Here is a 19,692-nt window from a genome sequence, read left to right as displayed (position 1 = left end):
CGATTTTTTACTCTGTTGTTTTATTTTTGGTAGACTAAAGCGCATTCACTGTTCAAGGCTTATCCAATAATGAAAAAAATAGCATGGCTTTTGGTTGTTTTACTTTCCGGTTGCGCAAGCCAACAAGAAGCGCCTCCTTTTGAAATCAATAATAAGCAGTTTTACGAAAAAAATGATGAGCAAGGCAATAAAATCTTTGCCTATGTGGTGTCAGTTAAAGCACAGGGCAGACGCCCGATTAATCTTGATAAGCCAATGACACGCAGGCAGTTTAAAGATTTTGCCGAGCAAGAAGTATTTGAAGAGTCGAGCAACTTAAAACTTATGCTCGAAGACCAAGCGGTTGAATTATTAAATGAAGAGCTTAAAGAACGACAATACTGCGACGATAGACACGTTATTGACGAAGTATTATGGCGTGATTTAAGTGTGCAATTACGAGGACGTTGTTTGTAAATGTATGCAGATAAAAGCAAGTTAGCTGCTACGCTAGCTCAATTAGATATTAATTATGATGTGATTGAGCATCCACCATTACACGGCAGCTTAGATGCCGATAAGTTTATGCTCGATAGACCGGGCACACGTTTAAAAAACCTGTTTTTACGAGATAACGAAGGTAAGCGCCACTTTTTAGTGATCACCGCTCACGACAAACAACTCGACTTAAAAGCCATTGCTCAGCAGCAGGGGTTATCGCGTTTAGGGTTTGCATCTGATGAGCGATTAGCGCGATATCTTAAAGTGCCACCGGGCTGTGTTTCTATGTTGGCACTGTTAAACGATAAGCAAAATAATGTCACTCTTTGGCTAGACCAAGAAATTTGGTTTAACGAGCTTTTTCATTGTCACCCTTTTGAAAATACTGCCACTTGGCTGATGAAAAAAGATGACTTAGAGCTATTTTTTGAAAGTACCGGGCATCAACCACGTATCGTATTTCTACCAGCCAAATAAACTAAGCTTAAACCCACTAAGCAGACTAAAAGTAGCACGGTCATAAAGGCAACTTGGCCGTGTTGCTGATATACCAGCCCTGGCAATAATGAACCTAATGCGCCACCGCTATAATAAAACGAGACATAACCGCCATTGGTGACACTTGCAGGTGCGCTGCTGATTTTATTTACCAGTGGAGCGGCACTTGAGTGGATAACAAACATTGCACCGCAAAAGCCAGTAAAAGCAATAACAAAAAGTAATAACTGTTGGCTCATCAATAGCACCATCGTCAGGCTATAGAATACAAAAACCCAGGTTAATAAACGCCAAGGTGTTGATGACTTTCGTAACAGCCAAGGTGTGGCTATGGAAGCCAGCGCGCCTAACAAGTAGCCGCTGTAAACCAGTCCGATGTCTCGGGTGTTAGTGATAGCAAAACTGTCTTGCAGAATGAAAGGTAAATAATTTAACAGTGCCGCAAAACAAAAGAACATACAAAACACCGCTCCGTAGAGCTTTAATACCAACGGATTTTTTAATTGCTTTAGATACAACAGCGGCGACTTTGCAGCATGAATACTCGCGCCTTTACCTGATTTAGGAATGGCGAGTGCAAATAGTACTAACCCAATCGCAATCACATAATAAAAACTTTGCCAGCTCAAAAAGTCAGTAAACAAGGCGGCGAGCATACGTCCGAAGTAGCCACCAACAATGGTGCTGCCAATGTAAAGCGTCATGTTACGTTGTAATTGGTCAGCCTGAAAAGTCACACCAATATAACTGGTCATGGCAGTGAGCGCTGCGGGTAGGGTGATCCCTTGAATAAAGCGAACCAGTAATAGCAACTCAAAGCTTGGTGCTAAAGTAAAAGCGATACAGCTGATTGCTAACACAAACATGGCAATCTTTAAAATTGTGAGTGGGTTTCGCTTAGCTAAAAACAAGCCATACACTAAAGGAGCAATGGCTAGTGGCAACATAGTTGCGGTCATTAAGCTACCAGCAGTGGCTGGCGATACAGAAAAATGACTGGCAAATAATCCAAGTAAGGGTTGTGGGGCGTATAAAACAAAGAAAATAAACACAGAGCAAAGTAACAAATGTCGCAGCTGCATTTTTAGCTCCCAAGAGGAAAAGCCCTAGCTTATCGGGTACAGGTTTTTTTACAAGTTCAAAGGCGACTAAAATGATAAATCTTGCGTTAAATCAATATGTCATGATTTCATCGCGTGTTAATCTCACATCAATATACTCGATTGCTGTGAATCAAGTGGGCTCAGTACTGTTATTTGTTGGCAGAGCTGATTAAAATAACCCTAATACGCATTAATAAATTGGAATTTCGTCATGGGTTCATTACAAGATCAATTACTTAAGGCTGGTCTTACTACGGCACATAAAGCTAAAGTAGCCAAAACAGAAAAGCGCAAACAGCAAAAGAAGAAAAAGAAAGGTGCCACGAGTAATCCTAGCGATCTGCAAAAACATATTGAACAAACTAAGCTTGAGCAGCAGAAAAAAGCCGACGAGCTTAATAAAGCGCGTTTAGAAGAGCAAAAGCAACGTGAGCAAGTAGCGCGCGTTAAACAGATTTTAGAGCATCACAACCAAGATGAAATCCGTGGTGATCGCACATTTAACTTCACTTATCAAAATAAAGTGAAAGAGCTCGAAGTAAATGAAAAAACACAAAAGGCCCTAGCTGGTGGCCGCTTAGCAATTTGTGTTTTAGAAGGCCAATTTTTTGTACTGGAAGACGAACCAGCACGAAAAGTCGCTGAAGTCAGCGAAGACTACATAGTGTTCCATGTTGAGCCTGAAGATAAGCAAAAGGATGAAGATGATCCGTATGCTGATTTTGAAGTACCTGATGATTTAATTTGGTAGTGACTGTTTCTATTGCCGTTACAATTTTCGGGTGCAATATTGTTAAATCATGGTCTACACTAAAGAAAATGTTTAATAACCCGTCAAAAAAGAGAAAATAGATATGAGCAAGATCACGAAAATTTTATGTGGGGCTGGCATTGCAATGGCTGCAAGCCTATCTTTCAACACTATGGCTGCGGATGGTGCAACACTATACACAGCTAAGCTTTGCCAAACTTGCCACGGTGCAGAAGGTAAAGCGCCTATCATGCCTCAGTACCCTAAATTAAATGGTCAAAATAAAGAGTACTTACTAGCACAAATGAAAGACATTAAGTCAGGTGCGCGTAGCAACGGTATGGCTGCTGCGATGAAAGCAATGGTTGCAAACGTATCTGAAGAAGAAATGGCTGCAATTGCTGATTACTTATCACAAGTAAAATAAACACCATTTTAGCGTGAAAAGGCCACATCAACTGATGTGGCCTTTTTGTATCACCTATTGATCATCTATTAATAGTAATTTAGACTTCTATACATCTATTTGTGCAGTGTCACATATACAAGGTTTTCCATGTTTGACTTACCAAAACTCGATTTAAAAAATAAAGTATCTGAACAAGAATGGCAGCTTCGTGTTGATTTAGCAGCATGTTACCGTTTAGTTGAGCACTTTAGATGGGGGGATTTAATTTATACCCACCTATCGGCACGTTTACCGGGCACAGATCACTATTTAGTTAATGCATTTGGTCTTAGTTTTGATGAAGTGACGGCATCAAACCTTGTGAAGGTGGATTTAGCTGGCAATATTCTTGATGACACGCCATTTAAAATTAATCCGGCTGGTTTCACTATTCACAGCGCTATTCATGAAGTTCGTGATGACGCTCACTGTGTTATTCATTTACACACAAAAGAAACCATTGCCGTTGCAACGCAAGAAAAAGGCCTATTGCCACTTAGCCAATACTCAATGTTCTCATTGCCATCATTGTCTTATCATGGCTACGAAGGGTTAGCGGTAAACAGTGATGAGAAAAAGCGTCTACAAGATGATTTAGGCACCACTAATCACATGTTATTGGTTAATCACGGTGGCTTAACTGTTGGCCCAACGGTGGGGGATGCCTTTATGCGCTTTTATGATTTGCAGCGCGCCTGTGAAATTCAATTGGCTATTCAAGCCAGTGGTCAAACGGCAATCCCGGTACCACAACCTATTATCGATAATATTTATAATCAAGCGAATGTCGTGCATAGCGGCAGCACCGGTGGCCAGTTGGCTTGGCCAGCCATGTTGCGTAAAGCTTATCGTCTTGATCCTAGTTTTGCTCAGTAAGGAAAAACCATGAAAGTTAATCGCGTCGAAGTGTTTGATATCCATTGTCCAGACAGACCTGCTTGGACACCTGTTTTTGTGCGTATTCACACCGATGAAGGTATTAGCGGTGTGGGTGAAGCGGGTCTGGCTTATGATTTAGGTCATAGTGCAGCTGCGGCAATGATCAAAGAAATGGCTGATGCCTTTTTAATTGGTCATGACCCATTTCAAACAGAAAAACTGTGGTCACGAATGCTACGCGAAAGCTTTTGGGGTTTAGGTGGTGGTCCTGTTGTGTATGCAGCAATGAGCGCCATTGATACTGCACTTTGGGATATTAAAGGTAAAGCATTAGGCTTGCCTGTTTACCAACTATTAGGTGGTAAAGTTAACGATAAGCTACGTACTTATGCATCACAACTACAATTTGACTGGGACAGCGAATTTAAAGCGCTTGTTCACCCAGAGGAATACGCAGAAGCAGCGCTTAAGGCGATGGCTGAAGGTTATGACGCGGTAAAAGTTGACCCAATCCAGTACGATAAAAACGGCAATACTTATTACGATCGCACTAACATTATTTCTCGTGCAGAAATGAAATTATATCGTGCGCGTATGCAGGCTATTCGTGAAGCAGTCGGTGACGAAGTTGACATTATTTTTGAGTGTCACAGTTTACCAGGCGCAACATCAGCAATTCAAATTGGTGAAATTGCTGAAGAGTTCGATTGTATGTATTACGAAGAGCCTGTGAATTACTTAAATCATTCATTACACGCAAAAGTTGCTGACAAAGTAGCGGTGCCAATTGCAGGTGGTGAACGTTTGTATAACCGCTGGGGGGTGCGTCCATACTTAGAAGATCAAAGTATTGATGTGCTACAGCCAGACTTAGGCTTGTGTGGTGGTTTCACTGAAACTAAGAAAGTGTGTGATTATGCTGATATCTTTGATGTGCGTATTCAAGCTCACGTGTGTGGCGGCCCAGTAGCAACTGCAGCTTCGTTACACTTAGAAACTGCGATTCCTAACTTCTTAATTCACGAACATCACACCTACGCGATTAAGAAATGGAACCGTGAATTGTGTATTCAAGATCCACAACCTAAAAATGGTTTCTTCCAAGTATCAGAAGAGCCAGGTATCGGTATTGAATTAAATGATGAAGTCGTAATGCGATCTCAACGTGTTGAGATTAAGTAATATTCACCAACATATTATAAAAAAAGCCCGCAAGGGCTTCTTTTATATCTACTTTTTAGCTTTGAATTAATCAACTGGTTTGCATTTTACCAAAGGAAGAGGCTCGGTCGCTTTACTATCTAAATGGCGCACAAAGCATATTTGGTTTTTAATAAGTAGCTCAAAGCGTTCTGGCATTGACAGTTGCTTGCCCATTATAAGGTTACCTTGCCCATCCATTACATTCATACTGTCAGTGACAAGCACACTGGTATTCATAAAAGCATCATCAGCAACAGCAATTGGCTTGCTGTGCATCAACCTTGCGATGCCTTGCGCTATTAGTTCACTTTGCGGCTCAGTAAGCCGTGCATGTTGCAATTTAGGTGTAGGCTCTTGGCTTTGAGCACTACAGCCTAGTAAGGTCAAAAGCATTAATAAGCTAGCTAATTGAACTCTCATGATTCGCTCCTATTGCTTCAATATTTTACTTTGTTGAAGCAAGGTTGAAGTTCGTATATCACGTACTTGCGGCGTATCGTTATAAGTAGCAGGTGCAAAGCCTTGCTCACTGACTGTTGAAGTAGCTACTGGACAGCGTCCATTCTCTCGATAGCTAAGTGCAGCACTGAGCATTGCTTCATTTTCATCGCCTAGTTGGTGAGTGAAATCATCAGCAATTGCACAGCCTGGGATTTTTACAGGTTGAAATTCACTATCGTTGCTGTTTTGTGGTGAAAAACCATCAGCATACTCACCAAACCCTTTATTATTGACGCCAGTAAATTGAATACTGAAGTATGTGGTATCGCAATTATCAGTTGGATAAAAACCATAGGGTTTACCGCAAGTTGTTTCGCCTATTTGAATTACTTCTATATTAGCGCCCCTAAGGCCATTGATCACAGCTTCACTTGCTGAGCAGGTGCTGTCTGTTGTAAGCACGAAGACTCGCTCTAAATTTAGAGAAGGTAACGAAGTACCAGGCGAAATCGCAGGATTGTCTGCAAAACCTAAAAACTCATTAGTAAACTGAACAGGCTCTAAGCGCTCCCCAGTAATAGGGTTAAAAGTTGGGTGTTGATCATTAAAAATAGTCTGTTCAAATATTTTGCCACTGGTATTACTCTCGCCTGCCACCATATAAGCAACCTGACTTGCCATTTGAAGGAATCCGCCTGGGTTGTAACGCATATCAATAATTAAATCTTTAACATTACTTGCTGCTAAGCTGTTAAATGCGTCGTACAGAGGTTTTTCTGCAACTGCATTATGGCGATTAAACTGGAAATAACCCACTTCACCATCCGCAAATGTTTTAACGTTACTAACTGCTTGGCCAGTAATAGTTTGTGCAGTCATGCTCACTTCACGAATTTCACTGGTATTTATATCTCGAAATACAAATGAAGTAACTTTGCCGGACTCAGATGGAAATAGGCCTGCATTCAATACATCAACCTCTGCTTGGGTCGTTGCATTTACAAAGTCGACACCATCCACTTCGATTACTTCTAATCCTCGGCCAAGATTCAAGTTTGATGCAGGAGAGTTTGGCTCAGTATAGGAAATAATGCCTTGGCGGGGGGCGCCCGCACTTATCAATCTAAGTTTGAAACCATAACCAAAAGATTGCCCTGATTGGCTTTGAGCTTGCCATTCAGCTGTGGGTAAACTACTGTGGAAATTATCTTTTTTAGCACCTGAATCTGTAGTGTTTTCAGTTTTTAATAAAGCGAAATAATTTAATACTCCTTCAGTTAGTGCGGGGTCTCGATCAACTATTTCGTCATACCACAGATAAGTTTCATGACTCCAAGCTCGTAACCAATGCTTCTCATTGAGTGCTTGGCATTGTTGATCAAATTTGCTTGATGGCTCAAATACACCTTGAGTCCAAGTGATGTCTTCACTAGCAATTACGTCTGAATCTGAACTGCCGGAACCACCGCAACCAACTAAAATCAGTGAGCAAATAAAGGCACTACTTGCCATAGGTTTTTTTAAAGCATTAAACATAAAACAGAGTTCCAGATAAATTAACTTATTTGAATATAGCTAGTTTTTAAGCAATTAGATAGATTTCGTAGGCGTTTTTATAGCTAAGTTGATGCCATAAACTCGGCTGTGAGTGGTAGTGTTCAAAGAAAATGTGTTATTGAACCCTATAAATTTATACAGGGTTCAGGCTTTAACCTAGTTGTTAGAGGTTTAAATTATCAATAGTTTCAAGCATATCAAATGGTTTTTCTAGTCGATTTATTTTATTTACTTTTTCAATCGTTCAGTTGGGTAACTTGTTAAATTCAATTCTTGCCTCATCTAAAGAGAGCGGAATATTCATGATTAAATAATTTATCTTTAAAATTTCATCATTGCTATTTTTTGCTAATACTTTTGTTGTTTGAATTGAGTAGTTTACCAACTCTTCTTTAACGCAATTATAAAGAGACTTAAAATAAAAATAATTAATAACTATGCTTAGATCATCTTTATTGGTAAGCATATCTTTGGGGAAATGATTTTTATCTAAGCCTTCGTTCCCTTCTTCACAAAGTTTAGATTTATTTTGAAAGTCATTAATAGCATTTGTGTAATCAGTTTTTAGTTTGACAGCTAGTAAATTTTCTGCAGAGATAGCTTTACTATGCAGTAAGCTAAATAAGAATAGTAAACTTAATAATCTCATATTAATCATTCTTACAACCTTTTAAAAATGCTCTCCAAAACAAACGTTCTTTATTATTGCTTGACTTCATCATTGCTTTAAAAGCTTCACGTTGAATAACAGAGTTTCCTATTTGTGGTATTTGCTTTACACCATTTAAAAACGAATCAAAGTCAGTTTGAGTAAGGTTGTAGTGAGACTTTATTGGGCCATTTCCTGCGAAAATGTTTGCAAAAGTACCAAATACAGCTACCGTTGCTAAGTAATCAGAAAGTACTTTGACTCATCTAATTTCTTTAATGGCTAGCTTACTTGTTTCGGAGAATTCTAAGTTATTTAGAGAGGGGCACTTCATAATAGTTATATCCATATATTGTTTCCATTTTGGTTGATTATAACTTGAGGAAGTATATTTTCAAGCTTTCAGCAAAGCCTAATGTTTTTCTTAGCCATTGACCTATAAAATTATTTATATTTATAAAACTGTTTGGCGTTTTTATAGCTAAGTTGATGCCATAAACTCGGCAGTGAGCACAGTGAGTGATAGTGTTGCCAGCAGTTTTCGTAACTGGTATTTATTTGGCATACAGGAAAGTTACTGGCAAACATAACGCGATGCTCACCAAAGTACTTAATTAAATTATTAACCAGCCATAGGTGTTTGTTTGTGGCAATTTGTGTGAACTCCAACCCTGAGAACTTTATCGCGATATTATCGCAGCGGCTGAGTTTAATGATTGCTTCAAGCCATCTTTGCTCATCACTAATAAAGCCTAAATGATTAATCACCACACGTAGTGATGGTAGTGCTGTGCAATACTTAATAAGCTGCTCAGTTACCTGTATGTTTTCAATTTCAAACTGTGCTTCAAAGTGTAAGTTTTCGGCTGCGATAAAAGCTAGATTATCTAGGCAGTGGGGAGTTAATAAGCGCCTAGCTTCATCACCTTCTGTTATATCGCGAATACCAACTAAAGATGGATGTTCTAACTTATTGAGTGACGCTTCAAATTGCTTGGGAGATGCGTCAATCGGGCTGTAGCTGATTGCGCGATACGGAATGTCGTCTAAATGCGTTGCAAGCCAATTGAGCTCATTAATTGGTGCTTGATTATCAAAGCCAGCTTCAATATGCACCAAGGCTTCTAGTTGAAATGGACAAGCAGCTTTAAGTTCAGAAGCGACAATTTGCTTTTTAATTTTATCTAGATTTGGCCAAGCGGGGGGATTACTACCTTGTAGCCAAGTGTATTGACCCTCAGTGAGGTTAAAAAAGTGCACATGAGGGTCAATAATTTTGTCGCTCATTGCGTGGTGTATCCACCATCAATACTTTGTAAGCTGCCAGTAATAAAGCTCGCTTCTGGGCTTATTAAAAAATTAACCAAAGCAGCAATTTCTTCGGGTTGCCCTAAACGGCCTAACGGCTGCAGCGCGGCTTCTTCAGCAACAATCTCTGCTTTATCTGCACCACTGCGCTGACAGTAGGCATCAATCGCATTATGAAACAGTGGTGTTTCTATTGTACCTGGGCACACAGCGTTAGCACGAATGTTAAACGCGGCATAATCCAGCGCTGTCGTTTTTGCCATTGAAGCCAGTGCATGCTTGGTCAGGTTATAAGCAAACGAGTTTGGTTTGCCGATAATTGCCTGATCAGAGGCAACCAATACGATACAGCCGCCTTGCTGACTTTTCATGCTAGGTAATACAGCTTGAATTGCGGCATAGGCACCTTTCACATTGAGCGCAAATAGGGCATCAAACGTTGCTTCGTCGGTATTTTCAATGTTGGCACTTAAATGACGACCCGCATTAGAAATTAAAGCATCGACACGACCCTCTTCTGCAACAATATCGGCGATAGCCGACTTCACTTGCTGAGTATCACTGACATCACAGTGGCGATAATTGCCCTCTGATGGGGTAATATCTAAGTTATAAACTGTGTAGGCTTCACGCTCTAAACGCTCGACTATCGCTTTGCCAATACCTTTACTGCCACCGGTGACAATTGCAACGTTTGTCATTATTTACCCTTAGTGGCTGTGGCCACAACCGCCTTCACCGTGCACGTGGCCGTGAGATAATTCTTCAGCTGTCGCTTGGCGAACATTAATTACTTCAACGTCAAATGTCAGCGTTTTACCTGCAAATGGATGGTTTAAGTCACAATCTGCATTGAAACGACCTACTTTAACGATAGTTACTTGGTGACGACCTTGATTTGAATGAACGATAGCAGTCATACCTGGCTTCCACACTTTTGTGTTGCCTTGTAAGTGCTTAAGTGGAATACGTTGAATTAGGTTATCAACGCGCTCGCCGTAAGATTCGCTAGGCTCAAGTGTTACGCTAAAATTATCGCCAGCCGCTTTACCTTCAAGGGCTTTCTCAAGACCAGGAAGCATGCCTTCAGTACCATGGATATATGAAAGTGGCTCGCCATCTTTACTTGATTCGATTTGCTCGCCTGCTTCACTAAGTGTGTAGTGAAACTCAACTGCTGCGTCTTTACTGATCTGCATGTTATTTCTCTTTAGAATTTAAATATAGGCGCTGATTTTACGCTAACCACAAGTGCTGAGCAATCAAGGCTTTTTCAATGAGCTTTCAATCCCTGACAGCATGGTTTCACTTGCTGGCACTTGTGGCTCAGTTGGCTTAGCTTGTGGTAAGTGCAATGTTAAAATAGTACCGGGTTTTAAAATGCTGGTAGCGCTGAGCTTATTCCACGTTGCAATATCTTTATGCGGTACATCATAAAGTTGACTAATACTCCAAATTGAGTCTCCAGGTTTAACCTGATAGTCGATAGCGATTGTAGAAATGACTTCTTCATGTTGCTCAAGGTAGGGACTGATATTGTAATCAACCAATAATGATTCCGGCATGGTTTGTGGTTGTGATAAGCGCAATTGTTCACCTACCTTAATCAAATTTGTTGTTTTATCGTTGAGAGTTTTTAGATCTTTTACAGACATTTTAAAACGCCTTGAAATACTGTAGAGGGTATCGTCTTTTTGTACTGTGTATTCTCCAGCAAAATTGTTGCGAAACAGTTTGCTTTGTAACAGCGTACGGCGCTCTATTGGCAGAAGTAAAGTATGTGGGCCATTCGGGGAACTTTGGTTTTTTAAATACCCTGGATTTAATTTATGGAGCTGATTATGGCCGATGCCAGATAAATTAGCGATCACTGAAAAATCAAATTGTTGGCCTACATCAAACTCTGTGGTAAGTGCTTTATTCGCTAATTTCGGGCGTTTTAAACCTTTTTCTGGGTGCTTTAGTAAATAGCTAAGCGCCAAAAGTTTAGGAATATATTCAGCGGTTTCTTTTGGTAACGATAACGACCAATAATCAGTTTTCTTGCCAAGCTTTTTATTTTTTTCGATCGCTTTTTTAACGCGTCCTTCACCACTGTTATAGGCGGCAAGGGCATGCAGCCAATCACCATTAAAGCGTTTATGTAAGTAACTTAAATAAGCTAATGCGGCATCGGTTGAAGCAAGTATGTCTTGGCGGCCGTCATACCATTGGTCGCTTTGCACACCAAAATGATAAGCTGTCGCGCCGACTAGCTGCCAAACACCTACCGCTTGCTCTGATGATCGTATTGTTGGTCTAAAATCACTTTCAACAAAGGGTAATAAGGCCAATTCCATCGGTAGCTTTTGTTGTTCGATGCGTGTGACGATATGGTACAAATAGGGTGCAGCACGTTTATTCACTTTAATTAGGTAATTGGGTTGTTTTAAATACCATTTTACTCGTGCAGATGTATGTTTATTGGTTTGAAATACCAGCGTTAAATTGTTGGCGATATGCTGCCATAGATCTTTCGCGCGAGGCTTTGCTAGTGGAATATTATTGACTGCTATGGGCGCAGCAATAGGGCGAGGTTCAACAGCTGTTGAATCGACAAACTCACTAGGTGCTTGTTGGGTTGTTAAATCGGGCTCGTAATGGCTAAAAATCTCCGGCCTTGCCCGTTGCTGTTCTGTTTCTTGCTGAGTTAGTTGGCATCCTTGTAAGCCAATAAACAAGCTCAGCAAAAGTAAATATTTCAAACTTACTTGAGCCATATAATAAAATCCTTTTACTATTTTAGCCCTATTTTGACAATTTGCTTTGTTTAAGTCCAGCTTCTAAAAACATAGAAAACGCTCTTTCACCCACTTCATCTAGCTGGTATTGCTGTTTTATCTCAGTAGGAAAAAGCGGAATTAATTCACTAACGGGCTTATCTGGTGAGGAGTTTGTCATCTCTTGAATGGTTTTTAAAAACCTTAAAGGGAGTGCAAGTTCAGCAGGTGTCAGTGGCTTACCGTGACCCGGTAAAATAGTTGTCAGTGTGGTATTTTTTTGAATATCTTGCAGCGCACTTATCCAGCTAGAAAACGAGCCATGTCCTGGGTAGGGTAAGCTGTCGACTATATCGCCACCCAATAGCACGCGACCTTGATCGGCACTAAGGGTCAGATCACCCTTAGTATGCGCTTGGTAGGGTGTAATAACGATGGGGTAGTTACCAAGGTCTAGCTGTGTTGATTCAGTAATGTTAATAGCTGGTGGGTTCAGGGTGAGCTCTCGCCAGCGAAATAAGCGTTTTTTAGCAAGTTCTAGTTTGTCGCGCCAAACTGCTTGCTGATCTTTAGGTTGATTGGCAAGGCGTTGATAGCTCAGTTCAATGCTTTTTTCATAACCATCTAATTTATCAGTCAATGCTTGCTGCATTGCAACAAACTCAGTCGCTACTTGCTGATGTACGATGAGCTTAGCTTCAGGGAACTCAGCCTGTAGAACGGCCAAGCCTAGTAGATGATCATCATGATAATGACTCGCCACTAAATAACATAATGGTGTTTTTAAGCGTTTTTTTAGCAGCTCTGTGAGCTTTTCTACTTCGGCAAAGTTACCACTGGCATCAAACATTAAGGCACATTCTTTACCCTCTATCAGCACTTGATTCGAATCGTAAAAACGCAGCTTATTTTGTTGTTGTAGAAATTGGATTTCGGGAGTGATGCTATGCCAGCTAACGCTTGCTTTGGCGCTATAACTTACGAAAAGACAGATTAAAAAAGCACAAAATCGCATGGTGTTTCGCTCGAATAGGTGTCAGTGCTGTTGATTGTAAACAAAAAAAGCGCCAGATGCGCTTTTTTCTAAATACTAAGGTGCTGGCTGAGCTTATCTATTAAGCTGTCATGTTGTTGCTCTTGTTCTGCTTGTTGCGATTTTACTTCAAGCAATTCATGACTTAGATGTAATGCTGCCATCAGCAACGCTTTTTGGTCATTGCGAACCGATGAGCGTTGTTTCATTTGCTCCACTAAGTCATTCAAATTTTGTGCAGCAGCAACTAGGGCATGCTCTTGCCCTGGAGGGCAAGAAAACTCATGTTCTTTACCTAGTAGCTCTACGGTGACCCGCTGACTTTGTGGGCTGCTCATTAGCTAGCCTGTTGAACGCTTTGTAATTTCTCAAGCAGGCCAGTCAATGTGCTGCTTGTATCTTTTTGTTTCTCTTCGTTTTCGAGTACTTCTAGTTGCAGAGTTTCGTTCTCATCTAAAAGCTTAGCGGTTTGTTCTTGTAAGCTTTTAACTTCACTTTCAAGTTCGCTGTTGCGAAGGATTAATTTGTCGATCAGTTGTTCGAGTTGGGAAAGAGTTTCGTTATTCATAGATGCGCTCATAAAACTGTGATTATTGTCATGCAAATGTAAAGGAAAGTGTCTTGATATGCCAGCATTTACGGCCGTTTTAGAGGATTTTTATTTATTATTAAGGTGTAATTCAGCGTAGCGGCTTTTTTATTCATTTATGATTCACCAAAGCGCCAGATGCTAGGATCATTTTCTGTTTATCATGTACAATATGGCTATTCATTTTTAATGCAGTTTTGCATTTGGCGACTTATAAATATGCTTAGTTATCGACACTCTTTTCATGCAGGTAACCCTGCTGATGTTCTAAAACATCTTGTTCTAGCTGAAGTTCTTAAATACCAAACAATTAAAGACAAACCACTTGATTATGTGGACACCCACTCAGGTGCTGGCTTTTTTGAACTTGCAGGCAGTGATGCACAAAAAACACAAGAGTATTTAGATGGGATTGCTAAGCTTTGGCGGCACAACAGTGAGCATGATGCACTTAATGAGTATATTGAGCTGATTAAATCATTTAATTCAAATGGTAATTTAGATTTTTACCCAGGTTCGCCAAAAATTGCAGAGCACTTTTTACGTCGCCAAGATAACGGTTGGTTCTTTGAGTTGCATCCACGTGACTTACAGTTACTGCAAGACAACATGAAAGGTAAGCGTTCTATTCGCGTACGTGGTGAAAACGGCTTTCAAGGCTTAATTGGTTTATTACCACCAGCATCACGTCGAGCTTGCGTGCTTATTGACCCTCCTTACGAAATAAAAAACGATTACGATACGGTCGTTAATACTCTTGTTAAGGCGCATAAACGCTTTGCTACGGGGACGTACATGATTTGGTATCCGGTTGTAGACCGTGAACGAATTGACAGAATGGAGGCGGGTTTAATCGCATCGGGTATGCGTAACATTCAGCTTTTCGAGCTTGCAACAGAGGCCGATACCGACGTTCATGGTATGACTGCATCGGGTATGATAGTGATCAACCCGCCATGGAAATTAAAGCAAACGATGGATGCTGTATTACCAGAACTTGTTTCCATACTAAGCGATAGCAGTGGTTTTTATCGCAGTGAACAATTAGTTGAAGAGTAATTTCTTCAATACAAAAACGCCCAGCAATTGCTGGGCGTTGTTAATTTAACTGTTGTTAATTCATATAAGTCGCTGCGAAGGTCGCAAGTGGCTCATCACTATCATCTAACAAGGTTAACTGCTCACCATTGATTGAGTACTTAGCCGTGGCTGCAAGTGCTGCCGACATGGCCGCTTCAATATCCATTTGTGATACACACATTTTTTTGGTGCTTGCTAATGGCTTGAATGTGAGCGCCTGCTCATTAACCTCGTAACTACCTGAGAAGTTATTACAACCTAAGTGACCATTGGTTGAACCATCGTCTTTAAACTGTACGAAAGGTTCTTTATTTTCAACGGTGATAGCCTCACCGCTGATGGTAACTGCTTTCCAATAGGTATTGGTCAAAGTCACGTCTGGCTTTTTCGCTGATACTTTAGTCACCGTTACCTTGTACAGATCGCCAGCGGCATCTTCGGCAAATGGATTATTGTGAGTAGTGCTGATGTAAAGTAATTTACCTTGATTCTCAATGCGTGCACTTACACTGTAGCGGTGACGGTCAGCAATTTTGCTTTCGTCATATTCAAGTGCTACATCATATGGTGGTGCACCATCTAATTGGATTTCTTGTTCGCTAATTACTTCAGCCTTGACATCCATTTTAGAAACATCAGCGAGCTGTACTTTTAATACTGAACCCGGAGGTAGCATACTACGATCTAAATAGGTGATTTGAGTATTCAGGGTTTTCATTGATGATTGCTCAGCTTGTGGTGCACTAGAGTCTTCACCACAGCCTGTTAAAACCAAGCTGCTCCCTAAGATCATTAAACTGCATAGAGAAGCGCGTTTGAAAGATGAAAAGGTATCCGAAGCCATGATTATTTTCCTTGCGTTTAGGGTTATGCATCATATTTAATTGCCTAGCATAAAGTTCGCTGTCTTAATCATAGCTTAATTAACAAAAAATGGGCACTAAGCCCATTTTCGTAATAACGAATCGCTTTAAGAACATAAAGCGCATAAGAATAAACGTTATTTTTTCACGTATTTGGTAAGAATAACAATACGTTGACCATCAACACGGCCTTCAATGTGTTCTGGGTTGCTCGTTAAGCCAATGTTTCTTACTGCTGTGCCACGCTTAGCAACAAGGCTGCTGCCTTTCACATCAAGATCTTTAATAAGTGTCACTGTATCACCCGCCTGCAGCACAACACCATTACTGTCGATGTGTTTAATGTCGTCATCTTCAGCTAGCGCTGTTTGCGCCCATTTTAATGTGTCTTCTTCAAGATAAATCATATCGAGTGCATCTTGTGCCCAGCCGTTATCAGTAGCTAAGCGTTTCAGCATGCGGTAAGCGACAACTTGTACCGCTGGAGTTTGACTCCACATACTGTCATTCAAACAGTGCCAATGGTTTGCAGTTAAATCAGCATTGTTTTCGATTTGATCTTTACAAGTTTGGCAGACATAAATGCATTTATCAGAATGAGCCTCTGTAACAGGCGGCACTTCGTATACAGATAGGTTATCTGTAGCGGCACAAAGTTCACATTGGTTATTACTGCGTTCGATTAGGGCTTGTTCAATGCTCATAGGAGGCTCTTTTAAGTTTACAAGGTAAGAAAAACAGCGCGCATTATAGCAAAAGAGGGACTGAAGCGGAATATCCCTAGTTATTATAGGGGTATAGTTTTTGTGTATTTATTGATTATGGCATCTAAGCTGCCAGAATTTTTAAGTTCTTTGATTGCTGCATTTATTTTTGGTAACAATGATTGATGTTCACTGCGCAGGCGAATTTTTAGGTTGCCTAGCGAGTGTAATGCGCCAAAACTGATATCAGCATCAAATTGCTCAGCCCAATATAATGCTGGCAGTTTATCTATTATGACGACCTCAATTCGGTGTATTTTTAGTGCCTGAATGAGTTGTTGTTCAGAGTGAAAATCAACCCGTTTAAAGCGGTTATCGTCATAATAGTAATAGCCTAAAACAGTCCCTACGGGTTGATTACGAATACTGTTGAGTTGCTGCCATTGAGCCACCGAGCTTTTTAAACTCACGAGATACTCCTCAACTGCAAACAGGGTGTCTGAGTAACTAAATTTTCGGTTTTGTTTTTCTGTCTGGCTCAGCCACTCGGGGCTTATGACATCAAAATCAATATTCCCTTGGTGAAGGTATTTGACGGTTCGTTTTGCAGGAAGCTCGACATGCTTTACTTGAACATCAGCAAGCTGCATAACTTGCTTGATCAGTTCGGGGAGGATCCCTGGATTGCTTTTGTCATCAATATAATAAGGATAGTAGTTCCCAGAGCCGGTTACATTATATTTCAGTACAGGCTGCTGCTCAGCCAAAACTGCTTGAGTAAGAAAAAGTAACAGTAAGAAAATCGAGTTAGAGAAGCGCAATGGTCTGATTGAATTCGTTTTCATGTACCTAGTTTGGTTGGGTTTTTGTTTTTTAGCAAGGCAAACATCTTTCACTATACTTATAACAATAGTAATGTGGAGTTAGCCACATTTTAGTGAGAAGTTGAATGTCAGAATTAAGTATGGAAGGTAATAAAAGTCAGAGCATGACTCAGTATATAGCCCGGCAGCCAATATTTAATGCTGATAGAAGTTTATATGCTTACGAATTATTGTATAGAGAATCGAGCGATAATGTCTTTCCGGTAGGAACGAGTGATGGCCAAGCAACGGGGCGGCTGTTTTTTAACGCGTTAATGTTGATGGGACTCGAGAAGCTAACAGGTTTTCAACCTGCGTTTATCAATCTATCGACTGACGCTATTTTGGATGACTTTCCTAAGCTGTTGCAGCCACGCAGTGCGGTTATCGAAATAGTGGAGCGGGCTACTAGCATTCCAAAAGTAGTGAACCGCGTTAAACAATTAAAACAAGAAGGCTATTTGTTCGCGCTTGATGATTATGATGGCACAGAGAAATGGCAAGATATTTTGCCTTTGATGGATTTTATTAAGCTTGAAGTTACGCAGCCGATTATCAAAACCAACATGATGATCAAAAAGCTTAAACGCAGCTTCCCAGAAACCACTATCATAGTGGAACGCATTGAAAATTATGAAGACTTTCAACAACTAAAAGCAGCAGGTTGCGACCTGTTTCAGGGCTACTTTTTTGCTAAGCCGGAGCTTTTGAGTTTTGGTAATGTTGAACCATCAAAAATTGCTGTGCTTGAATTACTTAACTGTACTGCGCAAACAGATTTAAATTTTGATGCAATTCAACAACGTGTTGCTAAAGATATTGGCCTTACTGCACGCATTTTAAAATTAGTTAATGCGCGTATAAGTAATAGCCGGCAAACAATTCGTTCGATTTCACAAGCGGTTATTTACCTTGGTGAAGATGCGATTAGACAATTTGTGCGGGTATTAGCGCTAAGCGAATTAGGCAATGACAAACCGCAAGAGCTAACTAAACTTGGTTTAACAAGAGCTAAATTTATTGCTTTGATGCTTGAACCCGGCGGTAAAGACCTAGCTGAACAAGGCTATTTAGTCGGCTTACTCTCTGTTTTAGACGCTATTTTAGATATGGAGCTTAATATCATTGCCAAAGAGTTTTCATTGGGTAGTGAGCTTTCGAGTGCACTGTTAAACTTTAATGGCATGCAAGGGGCGAGCTTACAACTTGCTAAAGCAATGGAAGAAGAGCAGTGGCACACAGCCCTTGAACTACTCAAGATGATCCGCCCAGCCTCAAAAATGGATGTGGTTTTTCAAGCTATGTATGATGCCCGCGCATACGCAGATGAAGTATTCGCAAGCTTATCATCGGTTACAGACTAGGAGCGCAGAGTTCGTTATGATGCAGACTCTGAGTATTAAAAAGGTTTGTAACTAATGCGTGTTGTTTTTCCTATACTGGCTATTTTAATTGCCTTAGTGTTACTTATTCCCGGTGTAACCCAGCCAGTGCTCACCCTTGAAGGAAAAATTGATAAATCTAAGCTTGCCAAAACAGGTATTGAAATGATTGCCGATGAAGGCGATCGCAATACCCGTAGCGTGTTAATGATGGCATCAAGCATGCTGGGGCTTGATAAGCTTGAAGGAGAAATCGATGCCTACAAAAAAACACGCAGCATTTGGGGCACCGTGAATGAGCTTGCTAATAACAAAAACTACCTTGTTGCCGCGCTTGTAGCAGTGTTCTCGATTGTCATTCCCACCTTAAAACTCCTGATGCAATTGCTTTATTGTTTCTTACCAGTGAATAGGTTTAAGTATTTGCTCGGTCAACTCATACAAGGCCTAAGTAAATGGAGCATGGTCGATGTGTTTGTGATTGCATTGATCGTGTCTTATTTAGCAGGTAATGCCGATGGGCAAATGGGCGAGTTGATAAAAATGCATGCTGAATTGGGTGATGGATTTTGGTATTTTACAGGTTATTGCTTGTTTGCTATTGCTGCCAGCAGTAGCATAAAAATAGATAAACCCTTGTCGAGTTCGTAAATTTCGGGCTACAATTTGGGCACTTAATTTTTAAGGTATGATGATGACGCGACTTTCAAGCTACTTACTGATAGCTATGATGCTGCTCACTTTTGTGGGTCAGTCAGTTGCGTCTGTTGCTATGGTATGTGATATGCCACATGCCAGCATGCAAATGGATCATCATGCTAATATGAATGCTGACAGCGACATGAGTGATATGGATTGTTGCCATGAAGACGTATTGGATAACAGCGATTGTGCGTGTCCGTTCAATGCCTGTACAGCTCACTCACTCCTGCCGTTAAATGATTTAGTTGTTAAATCAATAAAGCAATCAGAAAAAGTCACCATGTTAGGCGCCAGCCAGCTTAGTTTTCACGTCAGTTCTTTATATCGTCCACCTATTACTGCTTAAGCAGGATAGGTCTGTCTAAAATTCAGTAAAACGCTGAAATACACCTCATTCTGC

General features: G+C 40.6%; 25 protein-coding genes. 11 read left to right on the top strand and 14 right to left on the bottom strand.

The genetic code is table 11. From position 1 onward, the window contains the following. Nucleotides 1–69: 69 nt before the first annotated feature. Nucleotides 70–456, top strand: a complete 387-nt coding sequence (locus CWB80_RS03025) for a putative periplasmic lipoprotein (protein WP_138600169.1) — start codon at nt 70–72, stop codon at nt 454–456. Next, entirely contained in the window at nt 457–957 is a 501-nt protein-coding gene (locus tag CWB80_RS03020) for a prolyl-tRNA synthetase associated domain-containing protein (protein WP_054563499.1), read from the top strand. It begins immediately after the preceding gene. On the opposite strand, the gene CWB80_RS03015 is transcribed toward CWB80_RS03020, so the two are convergent. Then, complete coding sequence (locus tag CWB80_RS03015; protein WP_138600170.1) at nt 924–2,060, bottom strand: MFS transporter; 1,137 nt, start codon at nt 2,058–2,060, stop codon at nt 924–926. The genes CWB80_RS03020 and CWB80_RS03015 overlap by 34 nt on opposite strands. Nucleotides 2,061–2,131: 71 nt before the next feature. Here CWB80_RS03015 and CWB80_RS23075 point away from each other — a divergent pair, with 71 nt between their 5' ends. From CWB80_RS23075 to CWB80_RS02995, 5 genes are all read left to right on the top strand, one after another. Beyond that, nucleotides 2,132–2,254, top strand: a complete 123-nt coding sequence (locus CWB80_RS23075; RefSeq protein ID WP_267237900.1) for a hypothetical protein — start codon at nt 2,132–2,134, stop codon at nt 2,252–2,254. A 38-nt stretch (nt 2,255–2,292) separates the two neighbouring features. Then, nucleotides 2,293–2,832, top strand: coding sequence for a DUF2058 domain-containing protein (locus tag CWB80_RS03010; protein WP_063701878.1), 540 nt, complete (start codon nt 2,293–2,295; stop codon nt 2,830–2,832). Nucleotides 2,833–2,935: 103 nt separating this feature from the next. Further along, on the top strand, nt 2,936–3,259 hold the full coding sequence (locus tag CWB80_RS03005; RefSeq protein WP_054552448.1) for a c-type cytochrome: 324 nt from the start codon (nt 2,936–2,938) through the stop codon (nt 3,257–3,259). A gap of 129 nt (nt 3,260–3,388) precedes the next feature. After that, nucleotides 3,389–4,156, top strand: coding sequence for a class II aldolase/adducin family protein (locus CWB80_RS03000; protein ID WP_054552449.1), 768 nt, complete (start codon nt 3,389–3,391; stop codon nt 4,154–4,156). Nucleotides 4,157–4,165: 9 nt separating this feature from the next. Next, on the top strand, nt 4,166–5,341 hold the full coding sequence (locus tag CWB80_RS02995) for a mandelate racemase/muconate lactonizing enzyme family protein (protein WP_054552450.1): 1,176 nt from the start codon (nt 4,166–4,168) through the stop codon (nt 5,339–5,341). A gap of 66 nt (nt 5,342–5,407) precedes the next feature. Here the strand turns inward: CWB80_RS02995 and CWB80_RS02990 are convergent, their stop codons facing one another. The 10 genes from CWB80_RS02990 to CWB80_RS02940 form a co-directional block, all read right to left on the bottom strand. Beyond that, nucleotides 5,408–5,782: a hypothetical protein gene (locus tag CWB80_RS02990; RefSeq protein ID WP_054552451.1), complete on the bottom strand. Its 375-nt coding sequence runs from the start codon at nt 5,780–5,782 to the stop codon at nt 5,408–5,410. Between the two features lie 9 nt (nt 5,783–5,791). Continuing rightward, on the bottom strand, nt 5,792–7,339 hold the full coding sequence (locus tag CWB80_RS02985) for a S41 family peptidase (protein WP_138600171.1): 1,548 nt from the start codon (nt 7,337–7,339) through the stop codon (nt 5,792–5,794). A 265-nt stretch (nt 7,340–7,604) separates the two neighbouring features. After that, nucleotides 7,605–8,018 (bottom strand): hypothetical protein, encoded by a 414-nt coding sequence (locus CWB80_RS02980; protein WP_138600172.1) that lies wholly within the window; start codon nt 8,016–8,018, stop codon nt 7,605–7,607. Nucleotides 8,019–8,453: 435 nt separating this feature from the next. Further along, the gene (locus tag CWB80_RS02970) at nt 8,454–9,296 is read right to left on the bottom strand and encodes an amidohydrolase family protein (protein WP_138600173.1); all 843 of its coding nucleotides are present in this window, start codon (nt 9,294–9,296) and stop codon (nt 8,454–8,456) included. Beyond that, nucleotides 9,293–10,018, bottom strand: coding sequence for an SDR family NAD(P)-dependent oxidoreductase (locus CWB80_RS02965; protein WP_138600174.1), 726 nt, complete (start codon nt 10,016–10,018; stop codon nt 9,293–9,295). Before CWB80_RS02965 ends, CWB80_RS02970 begins: the two co-directional genes overlap by 4 nt. A gap of 9 nt (nt 10,019–10,027) precedes the next feature. Beyond that, complete coding sequence (locus tag CWB80_RS02960; RefSeq protein WP_054552455.1) at nt 10,028–10,516, bottom strand: FKBP-type peptidyl-prolyl cis-trans isomerase; 489 nt, start codon at nt 10,514–10,516, stop codon at nt 10,028–10,030. Nucleotides 10,517–10,579: 63 nt separating this feature from the next. Then, complete coding sequence (locus tag CWB80_RS02955; protein ID WP_138600175.1) at nt 10,580–12,076, bottom strand: LysM peptidoglycan-binding domain-containing protein; 1,497 nt, start codon at nt 12,074–12,076, stop codon at nt 10,580–10,582. 28 nt (nt 12,077–12,104) lie between these two features. Next, nucleotides 12,105–13,091: an MBL fold metallo-hydrolase gene (locus CWB80_RS02950; RefSeq protein WP_138600176.1), complete on the bottom strand. Its 987-nt coding sequence runs from the start codon at nt 13,089–13,091 to the stop codon at nt 12,105–12,107. A gap of 68 nt (nt 13,092–13,159) precedes the next feature. Continuing rightward, nucleotides 13,160–13,447 (bottom strand): cell division protein ZapA, encoded by a 288-nt coding sequence (locus CWB80_RS02945; RefSeq protein ID WP_054552457.1) that lies wholly within the window; start codon nt 13,445–13,447, stop codon nt 13,160–13,162. Then, on the bottom strand, nt 13,447–13,677 hold the full coding sequence (locus tag CWB80_RS02940; protein ID WP_054552458.1) for a hypothetical protein: 231 nt from the start codon (nt 13,675–13,677) through the stop codon (nt 13,447–13,449). Before CWB80_RS02940 ends, CWB80_RS02945 begins: the two co-directional genes overlap by 1 nt. Before the next feature lie 240 nt (nt 13,678–13,917). Between CWB80_RS02940 and CWB80_RS02935 the strand changes: the two genes are divergently transcribed. Continuing rightward, nucleotides 13,918–14,757 (top strand): 23S rRNA (adenine(2030)-N(6))-methyltransferase RlmJ, encoded by an 840-nt coding sequence (locus tag CWB80_RS02935; RefSeq protein WP_138600205.1) that lies wholly within the window; start codon nt 13,918–13,920, stop codon nt 14,755–14,757. Nucleotides 14,758–14,812: 55 nt separating this feature from the next. Here CWB80_RS02935 and CWB80_RS02930 read toward each other — a convergent pair whose 3' ends face one another. From CWB80_RS02930 to CWB80_RS02920, 3 genes are all read right to left on the bottom strand, one after another. Next, entirely contained in the window at nt 14,813–15,622 is an 810-nt protein-coding gene (locus tag CWB80_RS02930; protein WP_138600177.1) for an META domain-containing protein, read from the bottom strand. Nucleotides 15,623–15,778: 156 nt separating this feature from the next. After that, on the bottom strand, nt 15,779–16,345 hold the full coding sequence (locus tag CWB80_RS02925) for a PhnA domain-containing protein (protein WP_054552461.1): 567 nt from the start codon (nt 16,343–16,345) through the stop codon (nt 15,779–15,781). 83 nt (nt 16,346–16,428) lie between these two features. Continuing rightward, complete coding sequence (locus CWB80_RS02920) at nt 16,429–17,190, bottom strand: substrate-binding periplasmic protein (RefSeq protein ID WP_138600178.1); 762 nt, start codon at nt 17,188–17,190, stop codon at nt 16,429–16,431. Between the two features lie 104 nt (nt 17,191–17,294). Between CWB80_RS02920 and CWB80_RS02915 the strand changes: the two genes are divergently transcribed. The 3 genes from CWB80_RS02915 to CWB80_RS02905 are packed head-to-tail and all read left to right on the top strand — an operon-like array spanning nt 17,295 to nt 19,638. Continuing rightward, nucleotides 17,295–18,572: an EAL and HDOD domain-containing protein gene (locus tag CWB80_RS02915; RefSeq protein WP_228290600.1), complete on the top strand. Its 1,278-nt coding sequence runs from the start codon at nt 17,295–17,297 to the stop codon at nt 18,570–18,572. A 54-nt stretch (nt 18,573–18,626) separates the two neighbouring features. Beyond that, a complete protein-coding gene (locus CWB80_RS02910) occupies nt 18,627–19,241 on the top strand; it encodes a paraquat-inducible protein A (RefSeq protein WP_138600179.1) in 615 nt (204 codons plus the stop codon). Nucleotides 19,242–19,284: 43 nt separating this feature from the next. Beyond that, nucleotides 19,285–19,638, top strand: a complete 354-nt coding sequence (locus tag CWB80_RS02905; protein WP_138600180.1) for a hypothetical protein — start codon at nt 19,285–19,287, stop codon at nt 19,636–19,638. Nucleotides 19,639–19,692 lie beyond the last annotated feature (54 nt).

The sequence above is a fragment of the Pseudoalteromonas sp. S1650 genome, assembly GCF_005887195.1.
GTDB lineage: Bacteria > Pseudomonadota > Gammaproteobacteria > Enterobacterales > Alteromonadaceae > Pseudoalteromonas > Pseudoalteromonas simplex.
Note: the sequence above shows the minus strand (reverse complement) of the source record. Positions and strands in the feature narration are given on the sequence as shown.

Bases quoted from the DNA above. Each gene is read 5' to 3' on its own strand.
- CWB80_RS03020 (WP_054563499.1), top strand. From the start codon at position 457: ATGTATGCAGATAAAAGCAAGTTAGCTGCTACGCTAGCTCAATTAGAT.
- CWB80_RS02960 (WP_054552455.1), bottom strand. From the start codon at position 10,516: ATGCAGATCAGTAAAGACGCAGCAGTTGAGTTTCACTACACACTTAGT.
- CWB80_RS02980 (WP_138600172.1), bottom strand. From the start codon at position 8,018: ATGATTAATATGAGATTATTAAGTTTACTATTCTTATTTAGCTTACTG.
- CWB80_RS02920 (WP_138600178.1), bottom strand. From the start codon at position 17,190: ATGAAAACGAATTCAATCAGACCATTGCGCTTCTCTAACTCGATTTTC.
- CWB80_RS03000 (WP_054552449.1), top strand. From the start codon at position 3,389: ATGTTTGACTTACCAAAACTCGATTTAAAAAATAAAGTATCTGAACAA.
- CWB80_RS02905 (WP_138600180.1), top strand. From the start codon at position 19,285: ATGACGCGACTTTCAAGCTACTTACTGATAGCTATGATGCTGCTCACT.
- CWB80_RS02935 (WP_138600205.1), top strand. From the start codon at position 13,918: ATGCTTAGTTATCGACACTCTTTTCATGCAGGTAACCCTGCTGATGTT.
- CWB80_RS02970 (WP_138600173.1), bottom strand. From the start codon at position 9,296: ATGAGCGACAAAATTATTGACCCTCATGTGCACTTTTTTAACCTCACT.
- CWB80_RS02910 (WP_138600179.1), top strand. From the start codon at position 18,627: ATGCGTGTTGTTTTTCCTATACTGGCTATTTTAATTGCCTTAGTGTTA.
- CWB80_RS03025 (WP_138600169.1), top strand. From the start codon at position 70: ATGAAAAAAATAGCATGGCTTTTGGTTGTTTTACTTTCCGGTTGCGCA.
- CWB80_RS02955 (WP_138600175.1), bottom strand. From the start codon at position 12,076: ATGGCTCAAGTAAGTTTGAAATATTTACTTTTGCTGAGCTTGTTTATT.
- CWB80_RS02995 (WP_054552450.1), top strand. From the start codon at position 4,166: ATGAAAGTTAATCGCGTCGAAGTGTTTGATATCCATTGTCCAGACAGA.
- CWB80_RS03005 (WP_054552448.1), top strand. From the start codon at position 2,936: ATGAGCAAGATCACGAAAATTTTATGTGGGGCTGGCATTGCAATGGCT.
- CWB80_RS02950 (WP_138600176.1), bottom strand. From the start codon at position 13,091: ATGCGATTTTGTGCTTTTTTAATCTGTCTTTTCGTAAGTTATAGCGCC.
- CWB80_RS02945 (WP_054552457.1), bottom strand. From the start codon at position 13,447: ATGAGCAGCCCACAAAGTCAGCGGGTCACCGTAGAGCTACTAGGTAAA.
- CWB80_RS23075 (WP_267237900.1), top strand. From the start codon at position 2,132: ATGATAAATCTTGCGTTAAATCAATATGTCATGATTTCATCGCGTGTT.
- CWB80_RS02940 (WP_054552458.1), bottom strand. From the start codon at position 13,677: ATGAATAACGAAACTCTTTCCCAACTCGAACAACTGATCGACAAATTA.
- CWB80_RS03010 (WP_063701878.1), top strand. From the start codon at position 2,293: ATGGGTTCATTACAAGATCAATTACTTAAGGCTGGTCTTACTACGGCA.
- CWB80_RS02915 (WP_228290600.1), top strand. From the start codon at position 17,295: ATGTCAGAATTAAGTATGGAAGGTAATAAAAGTCAGAGCATGACTCAG.
- CWB80_RS02965 (WP_138600174.1), bottom strand. From the start codon at position 10,018: ATGACAAACGTTGCAATTGTCACCGGTGGCAGTAAAGGTATTGGCAAA.
- CWB80_RS02985 (WP_138600171.1), bottom strand. From the start codon at position 7,339: ATGTTTAATGCTTTAAAAAAACCTATGGCAAGTAGTGCCTTTATTTGC.
- CWB80_RS03015 (WP_138600170.1), bottom strand. From the start codon at position 2,060: ATGCAGCTGCGACATTTGTTACTTTGCTCTGTGTTTATTTTCTTTGTT.
- CWB80_RS02930 (WP_138600177.1), bottom strand. From the start codon at position 15,622: ATGGCTTCGGATACCTTTTCATCTTTCAAACGCGCTTCTCTATGCAGT.
- CWB80_RS02925 (WP_054552461.1), bottom strand. From the start codon at position 16,345: ATGAGCATTGAACAAGCCCTAATCGAACGCAGTAATAACCAATGTGAA.
- CWB80_RS02990 (WP_054552451.1), bottom strand. From the start codon at position 5,782: ATGAGAGTTCAATTAGCTAGCTTATTAATGCTTTTGACCTTACTAGGC.